Annotated in this window: 16 protein-coding genes and 1 riboswitch; of the genes, 9 read left to right on the top strand and 7 right to left on the bottom strand. The window is 35.1% G+C overall.

The genetic code is table 11. The annotated features are described in order from the left end of the window. Window positions 1–13: 13 nt before the first annotated feature. Window positions 14–1033, top strand: a complete 1020-nt coding sequence (locus LQ679_RS13065; RefSeq protein WP_239763229.1) for a DUF418 domain-containing protein — start codon at window positions 14–16, stop codon at window positions 1031–1033. Between the two features lie 44 nt (window positions 1034–1077). Here LQ679_RS13065 and LQ679_RS13060 read toward each other — a convergent pair whose 3' ends face one another. Then, window positions 1078–1893, bottom strand: a complete 816-nt coding sequence (locus LQ679_RS13060) for a MerR family transcriptional regulator (RefSeq protein WP_239763226.1) — start codon at window positions 1891–1893, stop codon at window positions 1078–1080. A 153-nt stretch (window positions 1894–2046) separates the two neighbouring features. On the opposite strand from LQ679_RS13060, the gene norA reads away from it, so the two are divergent. From norA to LQ679_RS13040, 4 genes are all read left to right on the top strand, one after another. Further along, the gene (norA, locus tag LQ679_RS13055; protein WP_191836526.1) at window positions 2047–3192 is read left to right on the top strand and encodes a multidrug efflux MFS transporter NorA; all 1146 of its coding nucleotides are present in this window, start codon (window positions 2047–2049) and stop codon (window positions 3190–3192) included. 711 nt (window positions 3193–3903) lie between these two features. Next, the gene (locus tag LQ679_RS13050) at window positions 3904–5694 is read left to right on the top strand and encodes an ABC transporter transmembrane domain-containing protein (protein WP_191836373.1); all 1791 of its coding nucleotides are present in this window, start codon (window positions 3904–3906) and stop codon (window positions 5692–5694) included. Then, on the top strand, window positions 5678–7441 hold the full coding sequence (locus tag LQ679_RS13045; RefSeq protein ID WP_239763224.1) for an ABC transporter ATP-binding protein: 1764 nt from the start codon (window positions 5678–5680) through the stop codon (window positions 7439–7441). Before LQ679_RS13050 ends, LQ679_RS13045 begins: the two co-directional genes overlap by 17 nt. Window positions 7442–7535: 94 nt before the next feature. Then, entirely contained in the window at window positions 7536–9536 is a 2001-nt protein-coding gene (locus LQ679_RS13040; protein ID WP_239763222.1) for a CocE/NonD family hydrolase, read from the top strand. A gap of 295 nt (window positions 9537–9831) precedes the next feature. Here LQ679_RS13040 and LQ679_RS13035 read toward each other — a convergent pair whose 3' ends face one another. Next, entirely contained in the window at window positions 9832–11787 is a 1956-nt protein-coding gene (locus tag LQ679_RS13035) for a fructose-1,6-bisphosphatase (RefSeq protein ID WP_204258725.1), read from the bottom strand. Window positions 11788–11936: 149 nt separating this feature from the next. Between LQ679_RS13035 and LQ679_RS13030 the strand changes: the two genes are divergently transcribed. Next, entirely contained in the window at window positions 11937–12290 is a 354-nt protein-coding gene (locus LQ679_RS13030) for a DUF488 domain-containing protein (protein ID WP_239763213.1), read from the top strand. A gap of 1063 nt (window positions 12291–13353) precedes the next feature. Here LQ679_RS13030 and LQ679_RS13025 read toward each other — a convergent pair. From LQ679_RS13025 to LQ679_RS13005, 5 genes are read right to left on the bottom strand one after another with little or no spacing between them, the layout of a single operon-like run. Then, on the bottom strand, window positions 13354–14352 hold the full coding sequence (locus LQ679_RS13025; protein WP_239763211.1) for a ThiF family adenylyltransferase: 999 nt from the start codon (window positions 14350–14352) through the stop codon (window positions 13354–13356). After that, window positions 14352–15119 carry a thiazole synthase gene (locus LQ679_RS13020; RefSeq protein ID WP_239763208.1) on the bottom strand — a complete coding sequence of 256 codons (768 nt, stop codon included), beginning with the start codon at window positions 15117–15119 and terminating at the stop codon, window positions 14352–14354. The genes LQ679_RS13025 and LQ679_RS13020 overlap by 1 nt, the downstream gene beginning before the upstream one ends. 1 nt (window position 15120) lies before the next feature. After that, window positions 15121–15321: a sulfur carrier protein ThiS gene (thiS, locus tag LQ679_RS13015; RefSeq protein ID WP_037589891.1), complete on the bottom strand. Its 201-nt coding sequence runs from the start codon at window positions 15319–15321 to the stop codon at window positions 15121–15123. Beyond that, a complete protein-coding gene (locus LQ679_RS13010; RefSeq protein WP_239763205.1) occupies window positions 15318–16427 on the bottom strand; it encodes an NAD(P)/FAD-dependent oxidoreductase in 1110 nt (369 codons plus the stop codon). The genes thiS and LQ679_RS13010 overlap by 4 nt, the downstream gene beginning before the upstream one ends. Next, complete coding sequence (locus tag LQ679_RS13005; RefSeq protein WP_481817227.1) at window positions 16420–17013, bottom strand: thiamine phosphate synthase; 594 nt, start codon at window positions 17011–17013, stop codon at window positions 16420–16422. The genes LQ679_RS13010 and LQ679_RS13005 overlap by 8 nt, the downstream gene beginning before the upstream one ends. 67 nt (window positions 17014–17080) lie before the next feature. After that, window positions 17081–17189: riboswitch (TPP riboswitch) on the bottom strand. Window positions 17190–17419: 230 nt separating this feature from the next. Here LQ679_RS13005 and isdC point away from each other — a divergent pair. From isdC to isdE, 3 genes are read left to right on the top strand one after another with little or no spacing between them, the layout of a single operon-like run. Then, the gene (isdC, locus tag LQ679_RS13000) at window positions 17420–18109 is read left to right on the top strand and encodes a heme uptake protein IsdC (RefSeq protein WP_126477298.1); all 690 of its coding nucleotides are present in this window, start codon (window positions 17420–17422) and stop codon (window positions 18107–18109) included. Then, window positions 18109–19713 (top strand): NEAT domain-containing protein, encoded by a 1605-nt coding sequence (locus LQ679_RS12995; protein WP_239763201.1) that lies wholly within the window; start codon window positions 18109–18111, stop codon window positions 19711–19713. Before isdC ends, LQ679_RS12995 begins: the two co-directional genes overlap by 1 nt. Continuing rightward, the gene (gene isdE, locus LQ679_RS12990) at window positions 19710–20594 is read left to right on the top strand and encodes a heme ABC transporter substrate-binding protein IsdE (RefSeq protein ID WP_126477300.1); all 885 of its coding nucleotides are present in this window, start codon (window positions 19710–19712) and stop codon (window positions 20592–20594) included. Before LQ679_RS12995 ends, isdE begins: the two co-directional genes overlap by 4 nt. The last annotated feature ends 1 nt before the right edge of the window (window position 20595 follow it).

Raw genomic sequence — 20595 nt, 5'->3', positions numbered from 1 at the left:
GGAGGCATAAGTCATGAACCCGACTGCATCGAATCATCGTATTTATGAATTAGATTATATTAGAGGATTTGCTTTATTAGGTATTATTTTTCTTAATGTTTCGAGCATTATACAAGTACCATTTGATTTTTCAATAGTAGAAGTTCGTTATCAGAAGTTTTTAGATATATTTATTGAATCAAAGTTTATGTCGATTTTTTCATTTTTATTTGGTGTGGGTTTTTATATTTTTATTAATCGTGCGAAAGCGAAAAGTGAACATCCGTATGTGATTTATTTGAGAAGAATTGTGATATTGGCGCTGTTAGGATTAGGGCATATGCAACTCCAACCGGGAGAGGTATTGCTCGTGTACGCCATATTTGGTTTAGTGCTACTACCACTGTTTAAAGTGAATAAGTGGGTGAATCTCGCAATCGGTATCGTGCTCTTATGCGTTGCAATTGGCTTAGGTGGAAAAATATTAATGCCGCTTCCACTGTTCACTTTAGGTTTAACATTTGCTCAATTTGGTCTACATCAAAAAATGTTCCAATATAGAAAGTATTATGCCATTATTGCGGTAATTTCGATGATCATTTCGGTAATCGGCATCTATTACTTAAATCAAATCTACGTTGGCGCTTCTTACCAAGCGATTAAATATACAGGTATTACTGAAGCACAATATTTGAAACAATATGCTTTAACAAATCAATTTATTTTAATACTGAGTCCTATCATGACGATCTGTTACTTTAGTATACTCGTCACGTTGTTACAATATAAAGTCGTGCAACAATTATTGAAACCGTTAAGAACGTATGGACAAATGGCACTTACGAATTATATCGGGCAGACATTATTGATACTATTATTTAGCTATGGATTAGGATTATCAGATTGTCGCTTAATACATACGGCGAATCTTTGTTTAATCATTCTTGTCATACAGCTAATATTCTCAAGTTTATGGTTAAGTTATTTTAAATATGGTCCGTTAGAATACTTATGGAAAATCGGTACGTATTTCAAGATGTTTCCAATAAAATAAAAGCATAGAGTCTGGGAAAAGGTCTCCCGGAGTCTATGCTTTTTTTATATGATTTCAATCATAATTTTAGTGATATATTCATTCTCATTATTTTTAATAACTGAATCAAATACATATTCTTCATATACATATTCACCCATTGTTAAATTCAATTCATCGATTTTATTTAGCATTTTGTTGTAAGCTTCTTCAACATGTTCATCAATGCCAATATAATAACCGACTAAATATTTACCTTTTAACGTAACGGTATTTTTGTAGTGCTTTTTAGAATTGGGGATATTCACGTAAAGGTAACTATAATGATAGTAATTGCCACTTAAAATATCATTTTTATGGGTTACGACACCGATTGGCTGACTAGAAAAAATCTCGTGTGATTTTAGCTCATCAATAAACTGGTTAATCGATATTAAGAAATCGAGTTCTGAAGCATTCGCGATGTTGTCACTGATATAGAAAGTCATTTCATCATATTCTTCAATTTCAATTTGATCAAAGGATGTTTCCATAGCGTCTCTGATGAGTTGAATTTTACTATCAATGATCATTTCATTGAATTCTAAATGCTTCTTCTGTTCTTGAATTGTTTTCTTCTGTTGCGTCATCAAATTTAAAAAGTGCTCTGGTGATTTATTTTGTGTATATTCTTTAATTTCTTTAAGTGGCATGCCGAGTTCTTTCAATAAAGTAATCACACTTATAAGTTCAATTTGTTTAATGGAGTAATATCGGTATCCAATTTCGTTCTTATAATCTGGTTTAAAAAGATTGATTTTATCATAGTATATGAGTGTCTGGCGGCTAACATTTGTTAAGCTTGCAAACTCACTTATAGGTATTTGATTAATTTTTTGCATAAATTAAGTTCCTCCTATTGACTGTATAGTTACTATACACTATAAATTGTATATATTAAAGATTGCATTATGTTATGCAAATCAAAATAAATAGATTAGAATATAGTGAAAATCACTTAATATTTTTAAAAGTAATGAAGAAGGAGGTCTAAAATGAATAATAAGTTAAACGTTTTATATTTTAATATATTTTTAATGTTTTTAGGTATTAGTATTGTTATACCAGTATTACCTACAATTTTGCATGATTTAGATTTAAATGGAAGTGATTTAGGCATGCTGGTCGCAGTATTTGCAATGTTCCAAATGATTGCTTCACCGTTTGGAGGACGATTTGCAGATAAGTTTGGTAAAAAAATTATTATCATTATCGGCCTGCTGTTATTCTCCATTTCAGAATTTATTTTCGCGATGGGTAATTCATTTTCAATACTTTTAGTTTCAAGAGTATTAGGTGGCATTAGTGCAGCGTTTGTCATGCCTGGTGTAAATGGTATGATTGGAGATTTATCAACTTCAGAAAATAGAGCAAAGAACTTTAGTTATATGTCAGCCGTTATTAATACAGGGTTCATAGTTGGACCGGGTGTAGGAGGATTCTTAGCAGAAATTTCGCATAGAATGCCTTTTTATTTTGCTGGTGCACTTGGCATCATCGCTTTGTTATTCTCAGTATTCCTTTTAAAAGAAGCAAGTGACGATGATTCAAATGAAACAGCACGTCCTAAAGTCAAAGAGCCATTCCCATATAAATTGTTTATTGTACCAGTTATCATTATGTTGATATTGTCTTACGGTTTAGCATCTACAGAAACAATGTTCTCACTATATACAGCAGAGAAAGTAGGCTTTGAACCGAAAGATATTTCTATCGCGATTACAGGTGGCGCTATAGTAGGGGTAATATTCCAATTATTCTTATTCGAGAAACTTGTCGGTAAGATCGGTGAAATTAAATTAACGCTATTCTCATTAATTTACTCAGTGTTAATTCTTGGTGCATTTGTATATGCCTCTCACTACATTACAGTGATGTTAGTCAGTTTCGTAATATTTATAGGATTTGATTTGATCAGACCATCTATGACGAACTATTTCTCTAAATTAGCAGGTAATAACCAAGGTACTGCAGGTGGTTTGAACTCAGCCGCCACAAGTGTTGGTAACTTGATAGGGCCATTAGTAGCCGGAGCAGCATTCGATATTAAAATCGACTTCCCGTTATTTATAGCCATGGCATTCTTTATCATCGCTTCAATTATCATCGCATTTTATAGACCAGATAAATTAAAATTCTAATAAAAAGTCAGGGACACCTCGCATGATGTCCCTGACTTTTTTTGGGGACGTATATGGGGTGAGGAGTAGGTTGGGGATGGTGAGGAGGATGGACACCTCTAACATTGCAAGAGGGACATGACTAGCAATGTTGGAGCCGTGAACATTGCAAGTGGAGCATGACTAGCAATGTTGGAGGTCTGAATATTGCAAGTGGAACATGACTAGCAACATTGGGGCTGTGAACATTGCAAGAGGGGCGTGACTAGCAATGTTGGAGCCGTGAACATTGCAAGAGGGAAGTGACTAGCAACATAGCACGCCCGTATATTGCAAGACTGCCCAAACAAGCAACATAGCACGCCCGTCTGTTGCAAGACTGCCTAAACAAGCAACATAGAGCGTCCGTAAGTTGCAAGACTGCCTAAACAAGCAACATAGAGCGTCCGTAAGTTGCAAGACTGCCCAAACAAGCAACATAGCACACCTGTAAGTTGCAAGACCCACCAAACTAGCAACATACATCCTCCAATCCGTCAAACGCCCGAACCTCAGAACTCCGCCGAAACCCAGAACTCCACACCTCCCAATCTTCCTCATCTACAATATTCCCATATACGCCATTCGGATGATTTTTATATAAATGTATGAAAATTATGAACTTTCAATTTTCAGATGATTGTTTTGTGCTAAAATTTTAAATGTGTAGATATAAGGGGAGTGTGGACGATTATGAAGGTATTTGCAAAATTGGGCTGGTTTATTAAGCAAGAAAGGAAAAATTATATTTTTGGCATTCTCATTTTATTACTCGTTGCGCTGATTGATTTGTTGCCTCCACAAATTATTGGTCGAGTGATTGATGGTATTAGCTTTAATACTTTAACGGGAAAGACGCTTCTTATTTATCTCATCATTTTATTTCTTGCTGCTGTATTAACATATGTATTTCGTTACTACTGGCGCATTATGATTTTCGGGGCAAGTATGAGGTTAGGGAAGATATTAAGAGAGCGACTGTATCATAAATATACGTCGATGAGTCCTTCTTTTTTCCAAGAAAGACGTACTGGAGATTTAATGGCACATGCTACAAATGATATTAGAGCTGTTCAGAATACAGCAGGTGGCGGCGTTCTGACAATTGCGGATTCACTGATGTCAGGCGGGGCTGTTCTGATTACTATGGCGATTACAGTTGATTGGCGTTTAACTTTAATTGTGATGATTCCACTTCCTATTATGATTATATTGACGAGTTATTATGGTAAGTTGCTTAACCGCGGTTTCAAAAAAGCACAAGCTGCGTTTAGTCAGTTGAATGATAAGACTCAAGAGAGTATTGCTGGGATAAAAGTTACAAAGACATTTGGTTATGAAAAAGACGATCAAGCAGATTTTAAGCAACTAAGTGATGATGTCGTATACAAAAATTTAAAAGTTTCTAAAATTGATGCATTGTTTGATCCAACGATTATGTCAGTAATTGGCGTGAGTTATTTTTTAGCGATATTCTTTGGCGCAAGAATGGTGATTCAAGATGATATTACAATTGGACAACTTGTTACTTTTACAACTTATTTAGGGATGATGGTTTGGCCACTGCTCGCACTTGGATTATTCTTTAATATTGTTCAAAGAGGTCATGCATCATATGAAAGAATTAATGAAATTACCAATGTTCCAAACGATGTCGATACAGAAGTTAAGACGGATATGATTCCTGAAGGGGATATTCACGTCGACATTAAATCCTTTAAATTTCCAAACGATGATAATGTGGCATTACATGACATTCATTTCACGATTGAAAAAGGGACAACATTAGGTATTGTTGGTCGAACAGGTTCAGGTAAAAGTGCAATCATTCGGCTATTATTACGCGAATTTGATACGAAAGAAGCGGATGAAATTATATATGGTCATCATCCATTAAGTTATTTTGATATTCGTCATTTAAGAGCGCAATTTGGTTATGTACCTCAAGACCACTTTTTATTTTCGACTTCAATAAGAAATAACATTGCCTTTAGCGATCCGACTATCGATGATGACATCATTCATAACGCGAGTAATATTAGTTATATTCACCAAGATATATTAAGTTTTCCTGAAGGCTACAATACAGTTGTTGGTGAGAGAGGTGTATCATTATCAGGCGGTCAGAAACAAAGGATTTCTATCGCAAGGGCATTAATTATGAATCCACCTGTACTGATATTAGATGATTCATTATCAGCAGTAGATGCAGAAACTGAAGAACATATACTTGAAAATATGCAGAACGTCAGACAAGGTAAGACGAATATTATAACAGCTCATAGAATGAGTGCTGTCAGTCATGCCGATATGATTATCGTGATGGATGAAGGCACAATCATTGAACGAGGTACACATCAAGAGTTGATGAATCTTAAAGGTTGGTATTATGACACGTATCAATCACAAGCGTTACATGAAAAACTTGCGAGTAGTCTAGATGAATTGGCAAAGGGGGATGACAACGATGGCACAAAATCATAATTTAACTGCCAAAGATCAGTTTGATGTACTCAAAAGATTAATTAAATATACGTTCCCCTTTAAAGGTATCATTGCACTTGCTTTCTTGATGCTGACGATTTCGACAGTTGCAAGTGTCGCAACACCTTATTTAGTAAAAGTATTTATCGATGATTATTTAACACCACGAGTATTTCCAGAATCTGATATGACATTATTGATTGTCATATTCTTTGTCGTTCAAATTATTGGTGCTGTAACAACATATTGGAATGTATACTTATTTCAATATTTAGCTTTTAAAGTCATTCAACAATTAAGAATTGATGCTTTTGATAAAATTGGTCAATTGGGCATGCGCTATTTTGATAAAGAGCCTGGTGGCAGTATAGTATCAAGGTTAACGAATGATACTGAAGCCATTGTAGAAATGTTTATCGGTGTATTTTCTTCATTTTTAATGGCATTATTTATGGTTATTTCAAGTTATGTCATGATGTTTATTTTAGATTTTAAATTAGCTTTAATGGCACTTGTATTTGTACCTATTATAGTTGTCATATTAGCACTTTATAGAAAATATTCTGCGATATACTTTTCTCAAGCGAGACAGCTTTTGTCAGATTTAAATGCGAAGTTAGCTGAATCTATCGAAGGTATGAGAATTATTCAAGTATTTAATCAGGAAAAGAGACTTCAAAAAGAATTTAATGACATTAACGATGAGCACTATGAGTTTAATATGAAGACTGTCAAAATCGATGGCTTACTTCTGAGACCGGCAATCAGTATGATTTCAGTATTTGCTGTCATTATGATATTAAGCTACTTCGGTATATTGAGCTTTTCAGGTGGTATTACAGCAGGTGTTGTATTTGCATTTGTACAATATATGGAACGCTTCTTTGAACCGATTAACCAAGTCAGTCAAAATTTAAACGTACTTCAACAAGCACTCGTATCAGCGAGTCGTGTATTTAAACTTATCGATAATGATATGCTTGAACCCGAGCAACATGAACGTCAAGATTTTCATATTAGTGACGGCAAAATTGAATTTAAAGATGTAACGTTTAGTTACGATGGCAAAACAGATGTATTAAAAAATATATCATTTACCGCAAACCCAGGTGAAACAGTTGCACTTGTTGGGCATACAGGTTCTGGTAAAAGTTCAATCATTAACTTGTTTATGAGATTTTATGAATTTGAACAAGGTGAAATACTAATCGATCAACAATCGATTAAGCAAATACCGAAAAAAGAACTGAAATCTAATATTGGGCTTGTGCTTCAAGATGCATTTATTTTTTACGGAACGATCACATCGAATATAAAATTGTATCACCCGACGATGACTTTTGAAAAAGTGCAAGAAGCGGCTGAATTTGTAAATGCAGATCAATTTATCAATAAATTACCTGGGAAATATGATCATAAAGTAATCGAAAAAGGTAGTGCATTCTCAAGTGGAGAAAGACAATTGTTAGCATTTGCAAGAACGATCGCAAGTGATCCGAAAATATTAATACTGGATGAAGCGACTGCTAATATCGATTCAGAAACAGAAGCGCAAATTCAAGCATCTTTAGAAAAAATGAGAAAAGGCAGAACAACATTAGCGATTGCACATAGACTTTCAACTATTCAAGATGCTGATCAAATACTCGTATTGAATAAAGGTGAAATCGTTGAAAGAGGTACACATGACGAGTTGATTAAACAAGACGGTATTTATCACAAAATGTATTTACTTCAAAATGGATAATAGTACGAACTGATCAGACGAAAGTGTCTGGTCAGTTTTTATATATGTAATTATGTATAATAAGCAGTAATAGATAAATAGAGGAGGATTTTACATGGGTGTTTTTGATGTAGACTATAATAAAATAACTGAGCGAACACAATTTCCATTTGAAATCGAAGTGATTCATCATACTTGGATAACGATGCAAGATGGTACGAAATTATCAGCTAAAATCTGGCAACCTAAGACCGACTCAAAGACAAAAGGCGCGGTATTAGAATATTTACCATATAGAAAAGATGAATTTACAGCTTTACGGGATGAAATTAGACATAAGTATTTTGCAGGGTTTGGGTATACTGCTATTCGAGTTGATATAAGGGGAACTGGGGATTCTGAAGGTATTATCGAAGACGAATATCCGTTACAAGAACAAGACGATGCATTGGACATTATAGAATGGATAACAAACCAAGAATGGTCAAATGGATCAATAGCAATGATTGGTAAATCGTGGGGAGGATTTAACGGATTACAAGTTGCTGCGAGACAACCAGAAGCATTGAAGACCATTATCTCATTATGTTCAACGGATGATCGATACGCGGATGACGTTCATTATAAAGGCGGAACGCTTATGGCTTCTGATATGCTTTGGTGGGCTTCTACGATGTTTGCATATAATGCACGACCAGCTTTTCCGAAATATTTCGGGGATAACTGGTATGAAAATTGGCTTGAACGTTTAGAACATACACCACCGTTTGTGGAAGAATGGGTTAGTCATCAAACAAGAGATGATTATTGGAAGCACGGTTCTATCAATGAAGATTATTCAAACATTACCATTCCGGTATTAACGATGAGTGGTTGGGCAGACGGTTATACAAATGCTGTGTTTCGTTTAATGCGTCATTTAAATGTTCCAAAGAAAGGTATTATAGGACCTTGGGCACATGAATTTCCAGACGTCGCAATTCCTGGACCTCAATTTGGATATTTACAAGAAGTTGTCGCATGGTTAGATAAATGGATGGAACCGAATGAGCATATTAACCATAAAGATGAATTTCTTGTTTATGTTCAAGAGAGTGTAGAACCACAAACTTCATACGACTATCGAGAAGGCAAATGGCTAGATTTATTAAAAGAAGATACCAAGTCGAAAGATATTTTTAGTAGTATGACGCAAGAAATCACGTTGAAAAATAATCAACAACATGGTCTTTATTCAGGCGTGTTCTGTCCTTTTGGCCAAGAAGGGGACTTGCCAGATGACCAAACAATCGATAATGCTTTAGCATGCTCATTTATGGTTGAAACGTATGGTGAAACATTGAATATCATTGGACAACCTGTCGCAAAGCTTCATGTTAAATCTGATCGTGAATATGGCAATATTCATGTGCGTATTTCTGATGTACATCCAAATGGCAAGAAGACATTGATTACGAAAGGTCAGTTGAATCTAAATCACTACAAGAGTCATGAAACGCCAGAGACATTACCTATAAACGAGTATATCAATGCAGAAGTACCTCTAGATGTCATAGGCTATCAAATACCAGCAGGACATAAAATAGAAGTGTCTATCTCACCTACATATTGGCCACAAATTTGGCCGAGCAAAGAGGTAGCAAATATAAAAGTGGATTTAGAGTATTCACAATTGATATTACCTTTAGTTGATCATTTTGAAGAAATTCAATTAGACTATCCTTTATCAGAAACTGCACAACCTCTAGAAAAAATCATTCATAGAGAAGGGTCTCGAACGAGGGATATCACGAAGCGGTTAACGACCAATGTATGGGAATTAAGAGATTATTCAGATGAAGGGTTGAGAACATTAAAAGATAGTCATATCACATATGGAACAGAGAACTTAAATGTCTATACAATTAAAGAAGACGATCCATTATCAGCCAAAGTCCAATGTGATTGGAAAGTGATTGTTAAAGATGATGATATAGATACTGAAGTAGAGACATTTAGTACAATGACATGTGATGCAGACTATTATTACTTATATAATAAAGTTGTAGCTTATAACGAAGGCGAACAATGCTTCTCAAAAACATGGAAAAAGAAAATAGAACGAGATTTTACTTGAAGATGAAATTTGAATTGGAGAATCACGCACGAAGACTGTAAGATATCGTGCGCTAAGGTGCAAAATCAGGTCGTATCGCACGAAGACTGCGAGATATCGTGCGCTAGGGTATAAAAAAGGGGCATAACGCACGAAGACTGCGAGATATCGTGCGCTAGGGTGCAAAATCAGGTCGTATCGCACGAAGACTGTAAGATATCGTGCGCTAATATATGAAAAGTCATATGTTCCTTTTCAAATAACATATAAGAAAAACCGCGAAAACTAACAGCTCACGTTAGTTTTCGCGGTTTTTTTAATCTATATAACGATATGACATCAATTCTTGTAACATTTGAATTTCTTCTTGTAATTTGGCGCCGATATTTGTATCTCGAACTTTCTTTCTTTCGAGTTCTTCGTCTACAACACGTCTAACGGATAGCTCATCAGCCCCGTTGAGTAGTACGTTTTCTTTTGTACCAAAGTGTTTGTGAGCAACGAGCTGCATACCAAATGAGTTATACAGCAATGTATAGCCTGCGATACCTGTTGTAGATTGATAAGCTTTTGAAAATCCACCGTCGATAACGATCATCTTACCATTTGCTTTAATTGGATTTTCACCATCAATTTCTTTAACAGGTGTATGACCGTTGATAATACGACCTTGTTCAGGATCTAAATCAAACTCTTCTAACATTTTGCGACACATATCGCTGTCTTCTCTTAAGTAATAATAAGGATTTTTTTCTTCCTTATGTGATGCTTTATCTTTTATAAAATATCTTTCGAATGTTGTCATGGCACGTTTACCGAATAATGAAGAATATTTACCTGTCCATAAATACCAAATTAAATCTGTAGATAAGTCATCTGTTTCATGTTTACGACTAAATGAATTTCTAATATGATATTCGAATTGGTCTAATAATTCTCGCCCATTATACACTTTACCGTCAATTTCCATTTCTTCCATATTACCTTGTTCATCTACGGGTATACATCCGTGGATAAGTAAATTACCATTATATTTTAAATACAAGTTACCTTTTTTCATTAAAAAGTTCATATGACGTTTCAGTTTTTCAGATTCTTGTACTGAAAGTAGAAGTTTATTAATGACTTCCTCTTCTTCTTCGTTTAGTTGTGCTGGATTTGCTCGGTCAACGGTTTCAAAACATGTATTTTCTAATTGATACGTTTGACCGTAAATAGTAATTTCATTTTTATCGTAATTTACTTTTTCTAGTACGAGTCTTTCTTCCATATCAAATGAAGGACGACGTTTAATAATTGGACTTTCTAGTTTAAATTGAATGATGGCGATTGCTTGATGAATCTTAGTGATTTGAAGTTTTTCTTCTTCTGATAGTTCTTTGTCGGCATGTTTTTTTGGATGAAATGCAGTATTATCGCCGTAATATTTTTCAGCTAAATTAACTAAAGGTCGCAAATTAATGCCATATGCATCTTCAATGATATCTAAATTATCATAACGTGCGCATATTCTTAAAATGTTCGCTAAACATACTTTTGAACCGGCATAAGCGCCAATCCACAATACGTCATGGTTACCCCATTGGATATCAACAGAATGATAATTGATTAACGTCTCCATAATTTTATCGGGTTCAGGACCACGGTCATAAATATCTCCTACAACATGTAAATGGTCAACGACTAATCTTTGAATCGTGTATGCTAAACCAATAATCAGTTTATCTGATTGACCAAGTGAAATGATTTTTTGAACAATTGTTTCGTAGTAAGTCGTTTTATTGTTATAGACATTGCTTTTATATAATAACTCTTCGATTATGTATACGAATTGTTTAGGTAAAGCTTTACGTAACTTAGAACGTGTATACTTACTTGAAGCGTATGAAATAAGATGTATCATCTGTTGAATTGTTTCAATATACCAATCGTTTAGTTCCGCTTTTGAAGCGAATTGATTTTTAACGAGTTTCAATTTTTCTTCTGGATAATAAACGAGTGCAGCAAGGTCACTAATATGTTCTTCAGAATGTGTATCTTTGAAAATATCATTAATTTTAGCTCTCACATTACCAGAACCATTTCTTAAAACATGTTGGAATGCATGATATTCGCCATGTAAGTCACTTACGAAATGTTCTGTTCCTTTAGGTAAGTCTAAAATAGATTGTAAATTAATAATTTCAGTTGCTACTTTTTCTTCTTCATCAAACTTTTCTGCTAATAAATTTAAGTATTTTTCTTTTAAAATCTGGCTGTCGTATTGAGTCATAAAAAAATTCACTCCGTTCATCATTTCGAGATTTTTTATTTAGAAATTAAACCTACCATTTGAGATATAGTATAACACATTAAGCGTTTTCTTTTATGGTTTAAGATTCACTTCTGTAGGCTAAATATATATAAAGGAGTCGATTATTCATGGCATGTAAAATAGATAGAATTTATAATAATCTTGATGAAAAAGGTGTAAGAGTATTAGTGGACCGAGTATGGCCGAGAGGGATATCTAAAGACAAAGCAAATTTAGATCATTGGTTAAAAGACATCGCTCCCTCAAGTGAATTAAGAAAATGGTTCAATCACGAACCAAGCAAATTTGAAACATTCAAAGAAAAATATAAACAAGAACTCGAATCAGGAGAGCAACAAGAAGCTTTAAATCAGCTAAAAGAAATTTATAAAGAAAACAAACAAACACTCATCATTCTGTATGGCGCCAAAGACGAAAAACACAATCAAGCAATTGTTTTGAAAGAGATATTGGATGGGTGAGTCTTGGCTTAACGCCTGAATAAAGCCAAGAGATGCTCCAAGTCATGGCTTAAGTACCGAGTAAAGCCAAGAGATGGTCCAAGTCATGGCTTAAGTCCTGAATAAAGCCAAGAGATGCCCAAAGTCATGGCTTAAGTATCGAATAAAGCCAAGAGATGCCCCAAGTCATGGCTTAAGTACTGAATAAAGCCAAGAGAAGAGGCAAGTCATGGCTTAAGTACCGAATAAAGCCAAGAAATGCCCAAAGTCATGGCTTAAGTGTTGAATAAAGCCAAGAGATCGCCCAAGTCATGGCTTAAGTACCGAGTAAAGCCAAGAGATCGCCCAAGTCATGGCTTAAGTACCGAATAAAGCCAAGAGATGGTCCAAGTCATGGCTTAAGTACCGAGTAAAGCCAAGAGATGGTCCAAGTCTTGGCTTAACGCCTGAATAAAGCCAAGAGATGGTCCAAGTCATGGCTTAACGCCTGAATAAAGCCAAGAGATGGTCCAAGTCATGGCTTAACGCCTGAATAAAGCCAAGAGAAGAGGCAAGTCATGGCTTAAGTACCGAGTAAAGCCAAGAGATCACCCAAGTCATGGCTTAACGCCTGAATAAAGCCAAGAGATGCCCAAAGTCATGGCTTAAGTACCGAGTAAAGCCAAGAGAAGAGGCAAGTCTTGGCTTAACGCCTGAATAAAGCCAAGAGATAGGTCAAGTCATGGCTTAAGTACCGAATAAAGCCAAGAGAAGCCCCAAGTCATGGCTTAAGTACCGAGTAAAGCCAAGAGATCACCCAAGTCATGGCTTAACGCCTGAATAAAGCCAAGAGATCACCCAAGTCTTGGCTTAAGTATTGAGTAAAGCCAAGAGATGCCCCAAGTCATGGCTTAAGTACTGAATAAAGCCAAGAGATGAGCGAAGTCATAGCTTAAGTACTGAGTAAAGCCAAGAGATAGTCCAAGTCATAGCTTAAGTACCGAGTAAAGCCAAGAGAAGAGGCAAGTCTTGGCTTAACGCCTGAATAAAGCCAAGACCTCACCCGCAACTGCATCCAAGATTTGGTCCAATCCCATCCCGCTCCCTACCTTATACACCTATTAAACTGTTGATATATATCTTCTGCGATTTCTTGTGATGCTATGCCGCGTACGTTCATGCGACCGTCTTTGAATAAGGTCATGGTCATATCGTCATATGCTATAAATTTTACATATGCGTTTTCTTTAGCGATATGTCCTGGGAAGTGATGTGCTAATTCAAATGCGTGTTGTTTAAATCTAAACATGAACGTATCTCCACATAATACTTCTATTGATGAAAGGGGTGGTGTGTTTAATGCTTGATATATTCCTTGTTCACAGACAACACAGTCATTGTCTTTTAATAAATTGATATTGGTTGCGCGTATGTTCATGTCAAATGTATCTATGGTTATGAGCTTTTTAGAAAAAGATTTTCCAGCAACATATCTGAGTAATTCTGATACTTCGTAACTGGCTACTTGTTGAACGACTGGTGGTAGCACACCATTTATCGCACAACTTTCTCCAGTTTGAGGTACGCTTTGAAGGATACATCTTAAGCAAGGCCCGCTATAATCAATAGCATAAACAGTCCCTTTACTTCCGACTGCTGCACCATATATCCAAGGAATGTTTAATTTATGGCAAACTTCATTGATTAAAAAGCGCATATCAAATTGATCCATGCCATCGATTACAATATCTGGTTGGACATTTTTAATAATCGTTTCAATGTTTTGTGCTGTTAATTCTTGATGGATAGCATTTAATTCAACATGATGATTAATCTGTTTAATCTTCCTCTTTAAAGCAACGACTTTAGGAAGCATTTCTTGTGCATCACGTTCATCATAGAGTGCTTGACGATGTAAATTAGAAAGCTCAACGATATCCATGTCGATTATCGTTAATTGATGAGCGCCCATGCGAGCGAGTAGTTCTGCAACATGACTGCCTAATGCACCTGCACCCATAATCAATATACGTGTATTCTGCAATGTTTCTTGACTATGCGCGCCGAACTGTTGAAACTTCATTTGTCGCTCGTATCGTTCCATTACAAGAATCCTAATCCTTCAGTTGGACTTGATGCTTGTGCTGTATATCTAACAGGGATTCTACCTGCCTCATAACTTAATTGTCCGGCTTCAATACCTAATTTCATCGCTTCAGCCATTTTGACAGGGTCTTTCGCACCAGAAATAGCAGTATTTAATAAAATTGCATCTGCACCAAGTTCCATCGCGAAACAAGCATCTTTTGGTGAACCAATACCAGCATCTACGATAACGGGGATGTTAGCTTGTTCAATGATATATCTTAAATTGAGTGGGTTATTAATACCTCTGCCTGTTCCAATTGGAGAAGCTAGTGGCATAATCGCGTGAACACCTAATGCTTCAAGTCGTTTAGCTAACACAACATCACACGAAATATATGGACAGACAATATAGCCTTTATCTAATAATATTTCAGATGCTTTATAAGTTTCGATTGGGTCTGGCAATAAAGTCTTATCGTCACCAATGACTTCTACTTTAATTAAGTTGCAAAGCCCAGCATGATTGGCAATTTCTGCAATACGTACAGCTTCTTCTGCAGTATGTGCACCAGCAGTATTAGGAAAAGTAATAAAGCGATTTAAATCAACATTTGCTAATGGGTTCGGTAATGATTTGTCATATAGATTCATTCTTCTTACAGCAAAAGTGAGCACTTCTGCACCTGATGCTTGGATTGCTTTAGATTGTGTTTCTTCATCTTTAAATTTACCAGTACCTAATAATAATCTTGAATTGAGTTCATATGGTCCTATTTTTAACATTTTATCCGCCTCCAACAAATTCTAGTAGTTCTAATCTATCTGATTCTCTAACAGTAATATCATTAAATTGTTCACTTTTGACGAGTGTATCGTTCCATTCGACAATGATTCTATCTTTATCAAGTTCCAGCGAGTCTAGTAAATCTGACAACGTTAACGCATCTTCAAAATTAAATTCATCACCATTAATAATACATTTCATAAATGGACACACCTCCTCACTTTAAATGATTCTAATAACGTAGGTCTTTCTTCATAAACAATCCATTCAGCCAGTAATTTGCCAATGATAGGTGACAGTAATATGCCATTACGATAATGCCCCGTAACAATATATAAATCTTCATCGATTTCATCCATAATTGGCCATTCATTATCAGTGTATGGTCTAATTCCCGACCATTTATGTATGAGTCGGCTACTTGATAATAATGGAATGTATTTACACGCTTGACGCATTAACCAATTTTCTCCTTCAACTGATGTGCCTACAGTATAGTCATCTACATAACTCGTCGCACCCACTAAAAATCGATTGCCACGTTTCGGCACAATGTAACAGCCATTCGTCATAAAAAGTGTTTGTTCTAATTTTAAGTCTGGATGTTCCAACAGTAGAACTTCACCTTTAACACCTGTTACTTTAGGCTCAATTTCATAGTCTGCTAATAACTGATGACTCCATGCGCCTCCAGCAACAATGACTTTTTTGGAAAGTAAAATTTGGTTTGCAGTGAGCACTTTAAACGAATCATTTAAGCGATGAATGGATTTAACTTCAGTATGATAAATGCGTTCAATTCCTTTATACTCAATAGATTTCAATAAAGCTTTAGCATATTGATTGGCATTAATTTGTCCATCAAATGGAATATAAATCGCTTTATGATTATAAGAAATCGTATGATTTGAAAGATGACGAAGTGATGGACTATCTAACGTCGTAACTGAACGATCCCGCTTATTCAAAAAGTGATATTGCGCTGTTAAACTGTCGATATCATCTTGTGAAGCGGCCATTTTAATTAAACCGTGCGCTTGATAATCAATATTGATATTCGTCTCTTTATATAACGTATGACTAAGTGATTCGAAATAATCTCTCGAACGTAATGCAAGTTGATAAAGGGGTGTATCTTCAATAAATTCATTTTGCGCACCTAACATGCCACCAGCTTTATAAGATGCGTGTAATCCAGGCACATCTCGATCTATCACAGCGATAGACAATGATTCATTCTTAAGTGCTAATTCACGTGCAATAGACATGCCCATGACGCCTGAACCAACAATTAACACGTCATACATATGCAAGCCACTCCTCTCTTAATAACTGAATTTCACGCAAACTTCGATCTCTGAAAAATGAAATTGCACAAACACCTTCAAAACCATGAGGCAACGACTTAATAGAATGGGTATCTATACCACCAATTGCATAAACAGGAATATCTATAGATACTGCATCTTTGATGTCTTTAGAAGATCTTGGTTTAAGACCATGTTTAGAACGCGTTTCAAACACGTGACCAAAGAATACGAAATCTAAAGACCACTCACGTGCGCGTTTCACACTTTCAACTGAATGTGTAGACATACTGACTGATATATGAGGATGAAGCTTTTTATATTCAAATGCGTGCGCGTCATCTTCACGAAAATGAATAAAATTTAAATCATATTTTTCAAGTATGGCCATATCAGAATGAATCATTAATTTCGTTTGAGGAAAGCCATGTGCTAATAAATAATCAAGCGCCCAGCATAGATCATTACGTGTCATAGGGACTCTCAGTAATAACAAATCAATCTCTTCTGCAATCTCTAAATAATGTTCTAAATCAGCAACATCTAAGTCTTTATACGGTGTAACAGCAATAAACAATGAAATCACTCCAAATAAAAAACGCTATTTTTCTGTATAGAAAAATAGCGTAAAAATTTAATTATAAGTATAAGTAAGCTTATATACGCCACTTTCCTACGCCAGTATGAACTGGATCAGGTTCAAGGAATCCCGAAGTCACTACTTCAGTCTCAGCCTATAATAAGGCACTTCCAGTGGACATTTATTCAGTTATTACATCCATTGTACATATAAAAGTAAGAATGTTCAAATTTATATGTTATTGAGTTACATCCTAAATTATTCCATTAATCTATTTTTTAAATTCCATGAAATAAAATTTTAAAGACCAATTATTTATTAAAACAGAAAATAATATTGACATTGATAACTATTATCAATTAAATTATAAGATGGAAGGAGAATTTCAATAAATTTACAAAGGAGGTATATTATGCAAAGGTTTAAACAAGTTTTAAATATTGGGTTATTAGTACTTATTTTATTATCAGTAGGTGTAGGTAAGGTGGCTTCTGCTGATGTGAAGGATGGTACTTATGACGTTGATTACACAGTATTGAAACATGGTACTTCAGATGTTTCGATTGCAAATGATTATTTTAATAAACCAGGTAAGTTAGTTGTTAAGAATGGTGAAAAGCAACTTCAATTAACGATGAATCATAGCCATTGGATTAAAGGTATTACAGTTGATGGTTCTGCTGAAAGTATCGTAAGTGAAGATAAAGGTTCAGACGTTAGAACGTCTAGCTTTAAAGTGAATTCTACATCTGGACAACTTGCTGGAACAATTGATGTTTATATCAATGAAAAAGTCGATGGTAAACCGTTCTTATACGATAACAAATATAAAATCACATTTGACGTGAAAGAACCTTCTGGACAGGCTGCAGCAGATTCATCTAGTGATGCTTCAAAAGATTCAACAACAGCAGCATCAACTAGTTCAGATAGTAGTACACCATCTAGTGGTTCTACTACTTCTACAACTTCACAAGATGTGAAAAATCCTCAAACGAGCGCAGGCACACCAGTAATGATCACAGTCCTTCCAATTGTTGCGGGTATGTTATTAATCGTTACGTTTATGTTCAATAAAAAATTGAAAAGAGGTCATAATTAATGAAGAAAAATGTTAAGTCACTATTAGCGTTTTCTTTATTATTCTCAACTCTTTCATTCAACACTTATGAACCGCTTAGTCATACAACAATGAAAAAAGTTGAAGCAGCAGAAGAACAAGCATCAGCAGTGGAAAGTAAGACAATTGATTTTGTTGTAAATAAAGATAAATCAAATGAAGTCTCATATATGGATCAATATATGGTGAAACCAGCAAAGGTATATTTTGAGAATGGGGAAACGTATGTTGAGATGACTTTGAAAAGTGCTTCTTATTGGAAGTCATTTGAACTGTATGATGAATCAGGCGCAATAGCCATTCAAACAGTTAAAGAAGATCATCAAGCTGATACTAAAGTCATTAAGTTTAAAGTTAAACCAGGTAGCCAATCGCTTACTTCAAAAGTTCATATTGTTGTACCGGCAATCAATTATGACAACAAATATACAACTCATGTAAATTTTAAAGAAGTTATTCCTAGTGCACCGACAACTCAGAATTCAAATCAACAAGATACAGGAAAAGTAGATTCAAACGATAAAGCGAAAGATGATTCAAACCAATCAACGACTGACCAAAAGCAGGATAATGCAACGCAGAATAATGAAGATACACAACAAGCACCTGCCAAGGATACGAATCATGAGAAACCACAAACAGAACTTCCAAAGCAAGATACATCAGAGAATGAATCACCTAAGAAGGATATATCAAAGAACGAAACACCTAAGAATGATAATAAGCCGATAACAAAAAAAGAAGTGCCAATTCCTGATAAAGTTAAAAATCCGTCTGGCTCCAACCAAGGATCAACTCAACAAGAAAAAGCAACTTCAACGTTAGGTTACATGGTCTATAAAAATGGTTCAAGTGAAATATCTTATATGGACCAATATATGGTGAAACCTGCACGTATTGTTGAAGAAAATGGTAAACAATATGTTGAATTAACATTGAAATCAGCTTCATATTGGAAGTCGTTTGAATTATTCGATCATGATAAAAAATTAAATGTCACAACCGTGTCAGAAGATCAATCTGCAGATACAAAAATCATTCGCTTTGAAAAGCCGAAAGATTTAAAAGTATTAACATCTAAAGTGCACATTGTTGTACCAGCAATTAATTACGACAATCATTACACAACACGAATTGAATTTGATAAAGAAGCGGCATCTGGCAACGGAAATACAGACACAAGTGATGAACAACAACAACCTGTCAGCACACCAAGTAAAGATGATGACATTAAAGGTCATGATTCTAATAATGTTCAACACAATCAGACAACACAATCAGATGACCAAAAATCCGAATCTTCGAATGCTTCATCTGGAGCAAATAGTTCAACAAATCATAGTTCATCACCTGCCACACCTGCAAATCAAGCTGTGACAAGTGGTAACAATGCAACAAGTTCTACAACTGCAGATAAAGCCAATCCAAGTTTCGATCGTAACGCAGATGGTTCAACAAACATGAAACTCGTTAATCCTTCAACAAGTAGCAGTGGAGATGCAATGACATATGCACTTATCTTCAGTGGTGCAGTATTGTTATTAGCTGGTTCATTCTTCTTAGGTAAGAAGCGAGCATCTAAATGAAGATCAAATCGCTATTAAGTTTAATACTTATATGTAGCTGTCTACTTGCGGCTTGTAACATCAACTTTAGTAAATCATCAGAACCTGCAAGTAAACAGAAGAAAGAAGAATTCAGAATCGTACCAACTACTGTAGCTTTAACGGAAACTTTAGATGCATTAGATTTAGATATCGTAGGTAAACCGACAACTTATAAAGATTTACCGAAGCGATACAAAGATGTACCTGAAATTGGTCAGCCTAAGAAACCGAATGTGGAAGTTGTAAAATCACTTAATCCAACACATGTATTAACGGTTACAACAATTAAATCTGAAATGGATCCTGTGTTTGAACAACTTAAAATGAAAGGTACTTATTATGATTACGACAGTTTAAATGGTTTGAAGAAATCTATCACTGAAATGGGTAATACGTTCAACCGTAAAGAACAGGCTAAAAAACTTAATAAAAAGTTTGAAAATGCCGAAGCTGAAATTAAAGCTAAGATTCAAGGCAAAGAACGCCCTAAAGTACTAATTCTTATGGGTGTACCTGGTAGTTATCTTGTAGCAACAGAACACTCTTATATTGGTGATTTAGTGAAAATTGCCGGAGGAGAGAATGTTATACAAAATGAATCAAGAGCTTATTTATCTTCTAATACGGAAGAACTTTATAAAGTCAATCCTGATATTATTTTAAGATTGCCACATGGTTTTCCAGATCAAGTAAAAGAAATGTTTAAGAAAGAGTTTAGTACAAATGATATATGGAAACACTTTGACGCAGTTAAAAATAATAGAGTTTATGATTTAGAAGAAATACCATTTGGCATAACAGCAAGTATTAAAGCTGACGATGCGTTAGTACAGCTTTATGACATTTTATATAATAAGTAAA

Source organism: Mammaliicoccus sp. I-M35, from assembly GCF_022386455.1.
Lineage (GTDB): Bacteria > Bacillota > Bacilli > Staphylococcales > Staphylococcaceae > Mammaliicoccus > Mammaliicoccus sciuri_A.
The sequence above is the reverse complement of the archived record's forward strand: the minus strand, read 5'-3'. Positions and strand labels throughout refer to the sequence as shown.